Source organism: Parvivirga hydrogeniphila, assembly GCF_023371205.1.
GTDB lineage: Bacteria > Actinomycetota > Coriobacteriia > Anaerosomatales > Anaerosomataceae > Parvivirga > Parvivirga hydrogeniphila.
This window is the reverse complement of the sequence record NZ_JAMCCO010000006.1, coordinates 1-2648: the sequence shown is the minus strand read 5'-3', so window position 1 is coordinate 2648 and position 2648 is coordinate 1. Positions and strand designations below refer to the sequence as shown.

Sequence of the window (2648 nt, the reverse complement as noted above, 5' to 3'; positions counted from 1 at the left end):
AAAGCCCGTACCAGTACTGCGGAGGCGACCCGGTGGGCAAGGTCGACCCGAGCGGGGAGGCTGCGCAGCTCTACGGCGGCGCCTTCGCTTGGAGCTGGTGGCTTGCAAGCGAGTGGAGGAAAGGATTCGTCACCATCAGAGCGGACGTGATCGGATTCATAGAAGAGGCGTCGGGTCTGTTGATGGTGAGAGCCGTGTACCGTTATCGGACGTGGCGCAAATACGAGATGACGACAGGCGGTATCAAGGTATCCGCGCCGCGGCGTAAGGAATGGTGGAGCCACTACGAGCTGTATGCAGGTCGAAGGCTCGTCGCAGTTGGGGACTACTATCGGTGGGACATGCCGTTGCTCGGGCCTCGATCTCGCACCGGGGGGAAGAACTTCTCGTGGAAAAGGCCTTGGTAGGAGGAGACATGGCATCCAGCTTCGCTGTTCCGGAGTTCGTTTTCGTAGGCTTGCTTGCGGCGATCATCCTGGGACCCATAGTCTTGAGCTTTCTCGGGATCCTCTGGTTGATCGAGCGGTGCGGCAAGCGGCGCGCGAAGACGTCCGACAACGACCAGTGATGCTCCCAGGAATCCGCAAAGCTCCCTAGCGACTCCTTGGCCCAGTTCCTCACCAAGGACCCCGCCAAGGCCGACGGCGAAGAAAGCCCGTACCTGTACTGCGCAGGCGACCCGGCAGGCAAGGTCGACCCGAGCGGGGAGGCGTGGGTGTGGGTTGCGTACCACTTCGTGACTGAGTGGGACGTGCATTGCAGGTATGCTGGGCTGGCGCTAGGAACGGTTCTGAAATGGGGCGCCGAGGCGCTCTTCATGTACTTGAGCGGAGGCGCGTCCTTGATTGCCCGGTTGCCGCGAGGCATACGGTATGCGTATCAAGCCCTTTCGTTGGCCTCCAACTGGAGCGATGTCAGGAACGCGATCAAGCGCCGATGGAAGCAGCGAGACTTGCTTGTACTGCTCAGAGACGCACATGCCCGGTGGAGCCCATCATGTCACTCAGCAAGGCGGTTTGTCGTATCGTTTGCATGGCAGCTGCAAAGGAAGGTGCAGGGAAGGTATCGGATTGTCGATGAATGGTATGCCGGGTTTGTCAGGTGCGATGTATACGACTCGAGGACTGGTCGCCCGGCTGCGGGCAGGGGCCCGCATTTCCTCGGATGGCCTCGAAGGGTGCTAGCGTGGTGAGATCGGACTTGCAGAACGGGGGTGCGTGGCGGCAGTTGCTCTGGCCGGTCGTTGTGGCTGCGGTCGTGTGCGGTGCGGCGTTCGTGGCGAGCGTCCGAGGAGGGGCCGCACAGGCCGCAGCTGAATTCGGCACCCACTTCCTCGTCCTGAGCGCACTGGTGGGCTTGCTCGCGGGGCTTGGTTTCGCATCGTTGGCGCTCGCGGAGAAGTCGGGCCGGATGCCTGATGTCGAGTCTCGGTTGCGGATTCCGCTGCTCGCTGTGGGAATGGTCGCGGGCGCAACAGTCTTCGCGCCGCCAGATCAGCGTCTCGGCTATGTGTGGCTTGCCTCGCTGTTCGGGCTGTCCGTGGCGGCTGGAGCCGCGATCGCGGTGGCAGTCGCGGCGGTCATGGAGCGCCAAGCCGCACGGCGGTGATCGTACCAGTACTGCGGAGGCGACCCGGCAGGCAAGGTCGACCCGAGCGGGGAGGTTTCTGTCGCGTACGGCGGAGGCCGCAGAACCCACCTTCCTAAGCGCCTACTGTTCGGACCATGGGGTTACTATCCGCTTGGGCTGAAGTACTACGGGAAAACGATATGGGTTCTAAGGACCGCTGGGTCCGCCTCTACGCTGTGTGAGGACAATCCGTATCTCGTGTCTGCCCGAAAGCAGATCATCTGTGTCTATCTCGCCATAGTTGGCGTAGTCAGCATCGGAGGCATAGACATTGCCGCTGTAGCCGGTACCATTGGATTGCCGAATGGCCAGGCGGGTTCCGGCGCGCTGTCGAGCGCCACATCACGAGCGAAAGCCCTTAGGGCTCAAGCAGAGAGGTGGGAACGGGCAGTCGGTCATCTCTGTCTCGGCAGGCATAAGTGGAACCATGTACACCTTTGGCGTTGATTGGGGGCGCGCATCGTGAGAAGAGCTGTCGGCTGGGTTGTGATGCTCGTCATGGCGCTGGCGATGGTGTGGGGGTTGGCCTCTCTGACGGTGGCTCGCATGGAGGTGACCCGGACGGTCGCTGAGGTGCTGGGAGGGGGCTACCCGGGGCTTGATTGGCCGGCTGCTGCGGTATGGGCTCTCGCCGGGCTGTTGTCGTGCGCCCTGGTCGCGGGGGTCTCGCTCGGCGTCCGGCGCTCGTGGGCGCCTGCCATGATTGCAGCAGTGCTGCTATCCGGACCGTTGTGCTTTGCATTGCTGTGGTTGTTCGGTGTCGAGCTGCCGCTTGCGCGTGCGTTGCGAGGATAGGCGCAGTCGAAAGGCCGGGTCGTTCGGTCGGCAGCGGCTCGCTGCCGATAGTCGCGGCAGCTGCGCCTGTCGCCTTCTTCATCGCGACGACCGCGCGCGGCGATGCAGCCGAGCTCCTCGATGCATCCGGCGCGCCCTTCGCGCTCTATTCCTACGACGCCTACGGCAACCCCGGGGCGGTCCTGACGGACGCAACGGCGCGCATACCGGCTGCGCTCGCACAA

General features: G+C 63.3%; 4 protein-coding genes. All 4 read left to right on the top strand.

Features of this window, described 5'->3' with window-relative positions; translation table 11 throughout:
* A partial coding sequence (locus tag MX659_RS09030) for an RHS repeat-associated core domain-containing protein (RefSeq protein ID WP_267193168.1) occupies positions 1-407 on the top strand: 407 nt, incomplete at its 5' end.
* Between the two features lie 8 nt (positions 408-415).
* Positions 416-568, top strand: a complete 153-nt coding sequence (locus tag MX659_RS09025; protein ID WP_267193167.1) for a hypothetical protein — start codon at positions 416-418, stop codon at positions 566-568.
* 620 nt (positions 569-1188) lie between these two features.
* Positions 1189-1608 carry a hypothetical protein gene (locus MX659_RS09020; RefSeq protein WP_267193166.1) on the top strand — a complete coding sequence of 140 codons (420 nt, stop codon included), beginning with the start codon at positions 1189-1191 and terminating at the stop codon, positions 1606-1608.
* A 483-nt stretch (positions 1609-2091) separates the two neighbouring features.
* A complete protein-coding gene (locus MX659_RS09015) occupies positions 2092-2424 on the top strand; it encodes a hypothetical protein (RefSeq protein ID WP_267193165.1) in 333 nt (110 codons plus the stop codon).
* The last annotated feature ends 224 nt before the right edge of the window (positions 2425-2648 follow it).

Bases quoted from the DNA above. Each gene is read 5' to 3' on its own strand.
- MX659_RS09025 (WP_267193167.1), top strand. From the start codon at position 416: ATGGCATCCAGCTTCGCTGTTCCGGAGTTCGTTTTCGTAGGCTTGCTT.